Source organism: Clostridium sp. HCS.1 (genome assembly GCF_047900555.1).
In the GTDB taxonomy this organism is placed as follows: Bacteria; Bacillota; Clostridia; order Clostridiales; family Clostridiaceae; genus Clostridium.
Map to the genome: position 1 here is coordinate 3,580,001 of NZ_CP170704.1, position 5,000 is coordinate 3,585,000.

The window sequence follows — 5,000 nt, forward strand, 5'->3', positions numbered from 1 at the left end:
TTATCTAATCTCCTTTTTCTTATTTCAATAAGTTGAAGTGGATCTATTACTAATCCAAAAACTTTCTTTCTATCAATTTCAAAAAGTTCTTGTGGTATTTCTACTTCAGGCATAAGTGGAATATTTATAGCCTTCAACCCCTTGTTAGCTAAATACATACATAATGGTGTTTTAGATGTTCTTGATAACCCAACTAAAACTACATCTGCATTTTTTAATCCTCTATAATCCTTACTATCATCATATTGCATAGCAAACTCCATAGCTTCTATCCTTTTAAAGTATACATCATCTATATTTCTCATAGCTCCAGGATTATTGTCAGGCATTCTATTTAATAAAGAAGATGCAACACTTACAATTGATCCAAGCACATTTATTACTGATATGTTTTTTTCCAAGCATTTTTGTGTTAGATATTCTCTTACATTTACTGTAATTATAGTAGAAACTATCATACAACTTTCACATTCGTTTATCTCCTTCATTAAATCTTCTACATCATCAAGTTCTTTAACATAAGGTATTCTTTTTACCTCTACTTCGCCTTTGAATTGGCTTGCTGCTGCTAAGGAGACTTGCTCTGCTGTTTCACCTATAGAATCTGATACTGCAAAAATTTTCAACAATTTCATTCCCTCCTACTACTTTTATATTTTAAATTTATACTAAAAGCTTAAATATTCATTATATTATTTATATTATAACAAGAATTAAAATAATTTGTCTCCCCTGTATGAAAATTATGAATATCTATGTTAAAATCTTTATATCTTATATTCTCTAGGAGGAAACTATGTCTAATAAAATTAATAAAGAAAAATGGTTGACTATATGTTTATTACCTATAATGTGGCTTTTATATTTTGCATTTGAAATTATAACAGGCAGAGTCAATGATTTTTATACACTTATCATGAACTTACTATTAACTATTGTTTTTGCTATAACAGGTATATTTATTTACTATATGTCAAAAAAATATTCTAATGGCTTCGGAAGTAAAGTAGTAGCTCTTATCTTTATAATACTTATGTTAATTGATCAAGGAATTAAAATAATAATTAAGTTCTTTTTCTTTAATAATTACATTGAAATTATTAAAGGATTTCTTTCTTTCGATCCAATAATTAATACTGATGGATCATGGCTTAATGCAAGATTCGGGTTAAATTTTGGTTTTTCAATATTAATAATCCTTAATGCACTAGCTATTATTCTATTTATAGAGCTGTATAGATATTACCTATCAAAAGGAAATAAGGATTATTGGGGAGATATGTCCTTTTTATTTATATCAACAGGTGCATTGTGTTCATTAATAGATAAGGTATTCTATGGTGGGAGTCTAGACTTTATAGGTATAAGTAACTTATTTATAGCTGATATTAAAGATATATATATCAATTTAGGTATACTATTCTTTATTATGTTAATTTACATTAAAGGATATTTTAAGGAAGAAGAAAATTCAACTTTAAAAGATGATTGGAATTCAATAAAACAATTTTTTAGATTTATAAAAAAAGATATATTAAAAAAATAAGAAGGAAGATTCCTTCTTATTTTTTATAGCAAAATAAAAAAGACCACTTCATAAAGAAGTGATCTTTGGTGGCTTACCCGGGAATCGAACCCGGTACACCTTGATTAAAAGTCAAGTGCTCTACCGAATGAGCTAGTAAACCTTGTTACCTGGCAACGTCCTACTCTCCCACACAGTCTCCCATGCAGTACCATCGGCGCTATAGAGCTTAACTTTCCTGTTCGGAATGGGAAGGAGTGTTTCCTCTATGCCATCATCACCAGATATTTTTCCCTCAACAAGAACTTATTATATAGACATCCTGTTCTAATGTCAACATATTTTTTAAAATTTTTTTATTTTTTTATATTTACTATAAATAAATTCAATTTTTATCCAAAAAAATATAAATTAATGCCACTAAGAAAGCGAAATTTAATTCTTAATGGCATCCCTATTACTTATTTAATTTCTCTATATATTCCTTTATTATTTTATTAGATTCCTTGAATTTACTAAGCTCTTCTTCTGTCATATCTATTTCCACAACTTCCTTAACCCCTTTAGCATTAAGGATTGCTGGAACTCCAGTAAAAACATCATATTCGCCGTATTCTCCTTCTAATAAAGTAGATACAGGAATTATTTTATTTTCATCATTTATTATCGCTTTTATAATTCCAGCTGTAGCAGATGCTATTGCATAATATGTGGTTCCTTTCCTATTATAAACTTCCCAACCAGCTCTAGCTGTATCTAATACTAATTTATCTAAATCTACTTCTCCAACTCTATCCTTATTGTCCATAATAACTTTATTGAATGGTTTTCCACCTATGTAGACATGTGACCATGGTACCATTTGTGAGTCGCCATGTTCTCCCATTGAATATGCTTGCACACTTCTAGGATCAACATTAAACAAATCTCCTATGAAGTTTTTCAACCTAGCTGAATCAACAGATGTACCTGATCCTATAACATTACTTTTAGGTAACCCTGTCAACTTATATACATAATACGCTATAATGTCTACAGGATTTGATATAATTATAAAATGTCCCTTAAACCCACTCTTCATTATAGGTGTTACTATAGATTCTGCTATTCTTGCTGATAAGTCTAATGTGTCTAATCTTGTTTGCCCTGGTTTTGGTGGTGCTCCTGCTGTAATTACTACTATATCAACATCTCCACATTCTTCATATGTGCCTACTTTAATCTTTGTGTTTCTATTTAAATATTCTATGCAATGTTTTAAATCCATTACTTCTCCAAGAGCTTTCTCCTTATTTATATCTATCATAAGGACTTCATCGCATATTCCTTGCGTTATCAAACTAAAAGCTGTACTAGAACCTACTAATCCAGTGCCAACTATAGCTACTTTCCTTGTTTTTGAAAACATATAACCCCTCCAAGTCAAATTATTTTTAAGCTATATTTAGTTTATCACATTTTTTATTAAATATATCATCTAAAATATGAATAAATTTTTATCATTAAATTTTTATCTTTTAAATAAAAAAAAATCCTAAACTTAAGTTTAGGATTTTGGTGCGTTATCAGGGGATCGAACCCGGGACACCCTGATTAAGAGTCAGGTGCTCTACCAACTGAGCTAATAACGCATATAACCTGGCAACGTCCTACTCTCCCACACAGTCTCCCATGCAGTACCATCGGCGCTGTAGAGCTTAACTTTCCTGTTCGGAATGGAAAGGAGTGTTTCCTCTACGCCATCATCACCAGATAAGTGACGGTCCAAATTTTAATTTGGTTACCGGAACTTATGCAAATTGCCTTAGCAATTTGTATTCCTTTTTAAGAATCTTGTACTCAGCTTGCTGAGTTTTTTCAGAAAACATTGTTCTCTGAAAATTGCACATGAATTAATAACAAATTTTATTGGTCAAGCCCTCGACCTATTAGTATCAGTCAGCTAAATATGTTACCACACTTACACCTCTGACCTATCAACCTTGTGTTCTTCAAGGGGTCTTACTAGCTTACGCTATGGGAAATCTCATCTTGAGGGGGGCTTCACGCTTAGATGCTTTCAGCGTTTATCCCTTCCCGACTTAGCTACCCAGCCATGCTCCTGGCGGAACAACTGGTGCACCAGAGGTCAGTCCATCCCGGTCCTCTCGTACTAAGGACAGCTCCTCTCAAATTTCCTACGCCCGCGACGGATAGGGACCGAACTGTCTCACGACGTTCTGAACCCAGCTCGCGTGCCGCTTTAATGGGCGAACAGCCCAACCCTTGGGACCTACTACAGCCCCAGGATGCGACGAGCCGACATCGAGGTGCCAAACCTCCCCGTCGATGTGGACTCTTGGGGGAGATCAGCCTGTTATCCCCGAGGTAGCTTTTATCCGTTGAGCGATGGCCCTCCCACGAGGTACCACCGGATCACTAAGCCCGACTTTCGTCCCTGCTCCACTTGTGGGTGTCGCAGTCAGGCTCCCTTCTGCCTTTGCACTCTACGAACGATTTCCGACCGTTCTGAGGGAACCTTTGGGCGCCTCCGTTACATTTTAGGAGGCGACCGCCCCAGTCAAACTGCCCACCTAACAATGTCCTGTCACCAGATTCATGGCGTCCAGTTAGAATCCCAATACTATCAGGGTGGTATCCCAAGGTTGACTCCACCAAGGCTGACGCCCTAGTTTCTCAGTCTCCCACCTATCCTGTACAGACAATATCGGAACTCAATGCTAAGCTACAGTAAAGCTCTACGGGGTCTTTCCGTCCAATCGCGGGTAGCGAGCATCTTCACTCGCACTACAACTTCGCCGGATTTGCAGTTGAGACAGTGCCCAAGTCATTACGCCATTCGTGCGGGTCAGAACTTACCTGACAAGGAATTTCGCTACCTTAGGACCGTTATAGTTACGGCCGCCGTTTACTGGGGCTTAAGTTCACACCTTCGCTTGCGCTAAGTGTTCCCCTTAACCTTCCAGCACCGGGCAGGCGTCAGCCCCTATACATCAGCTTACGCTTTAGCAGAGACCTGTGTTTTTGCTAAACAGTTGCTTGGGCCTATTCTCTGCGGCCTGCTCTCGCAGGCACCCCTTCTCGCTAACTTACGGGGTCAATTTGCCTAGTTCCTTAACTGCAATTCTTCCGATGGCCTTAGGATTCTCTCCTCATCTACCTGTGTCGGTTTGCGGTACGGGCACTATTTCTCTTTCTAGATGCTTTTCTTGGAAGCAGGGAATCAGATACTTCAGCCTAAATGGCCTTCCCCATCACACCTCAGGATTGTTAAGACGGATTTGCCTATCTTAACTCCCTAAATGCTTAGACTAGCATTTCCAATCGCTAGCACATCCTATCCTTCTCCGTCACACCATCGATAATAACGATAATAGTGGTATTGGAATATCAACCAATTGTCCATCACCTACGCCTTTCGGCCTCGGCTTAGGTCCCGACTAACCCTGGGCGGACGAGCCTTCCCCAGGAAACC

Annotated in this window: 3 protein-coding genes, 2 tRNA genes and 3 rRNA genes (2 of these 8 running past the window's edge); 1 reads left to right on the forward strand and 7 read right to left on the reverse strand. The window is 37.1% G+C overall.

Features of this window, described 5'->3' with window-relative positions; translation table 11 throughout:
- Window positions 1-629: the 5' portion of a pyruvate, water dikinase regulatory protein gene (locus ACFYH6_RS17170; RefSeq protein ID WP_316345420.1), read on the reverse strand. The gene continues 175 nt to the left of window position 1, outside the view; only the first 629 of its 804 coding nucleotides appear in the window; its start codon is at window positions 627-629; its stop codon lies off the left edge, out of view.
- 179 nt (window positions 630-808) lie between these two features.
- Between ACFYH6_RS17170 and ACFYH6_RS17175 the strand changes: the two genes are divergently transcribed.
- Window positions 809-1,546 (forward strand): signal peptidase II, encoded by a 738-nt coding sequence (locus ACFYH6_RS17175; protein ID WP_316345421.1) that lies wholly within the window; start codon window positions 809-811, stop codon window positions 1,544-1,546.
- Window positions 1,547-1,612: 66 nt separating this feature from the next.
- On the opposite strand, the gene ACFYH6_RS17180 is transcribed toward ACFYH6_RS17175, so the two are convergent.
- The 6 genes from ACFYH6_RS17180 to ACFYH6_RS17205 form a co-directional block, all read right to left on the reverse strand.
- Window positions 1,613-1,688: transfer RNA gene (locus ACFYH6_RS17180), tRNA-Lys, on the reverse strand.
- A 5-nt stretch (window positions 1,689-1,693) separates the two neighbouring features.
- Window positions 1,694-1,810: ribosomal RNA gene (gene rrf, locus ACFYH6_RS17185) — 5S ribosomal RNA — on the reverse strand.
- 172 nt (window positions 1,811-1,982) lie between these two features.
- Window positions 1,983-2,933, reverse strand: coding sequence for an L-lactate dehydrogenase (locus ACFYH6_RS17190; RefSeq protein WP_416180549.1), 951 nt, complete (start codon window positions 2,931-2,933; stop codon window positions 1,983-1,985).
- 147 nt (window positions 2,934-3,080) lie between these two features.
- Window positions 3,081-3,156 (reverse strand) — tRNA-Lys (locus ACFYH6_RS17195).
- A 5-nt stretch (window positions 3,157-3,161) separates the two neighbouring features.
- Window positions 3,162-3,278 (reverse strand): 5S ribosomal RNA (rrf, locus tag ACFYH6_RS17200).
- Window positions 3,279-3,433: 155 nt separating this feature from the next.
- Window positions 3,434-5,000: ribosomal RNA gene (locus ACFYH6_RS17205) — 23S ribosomal RNA — on the reverse strand (it continues 1,339 nt past the right edge of the window).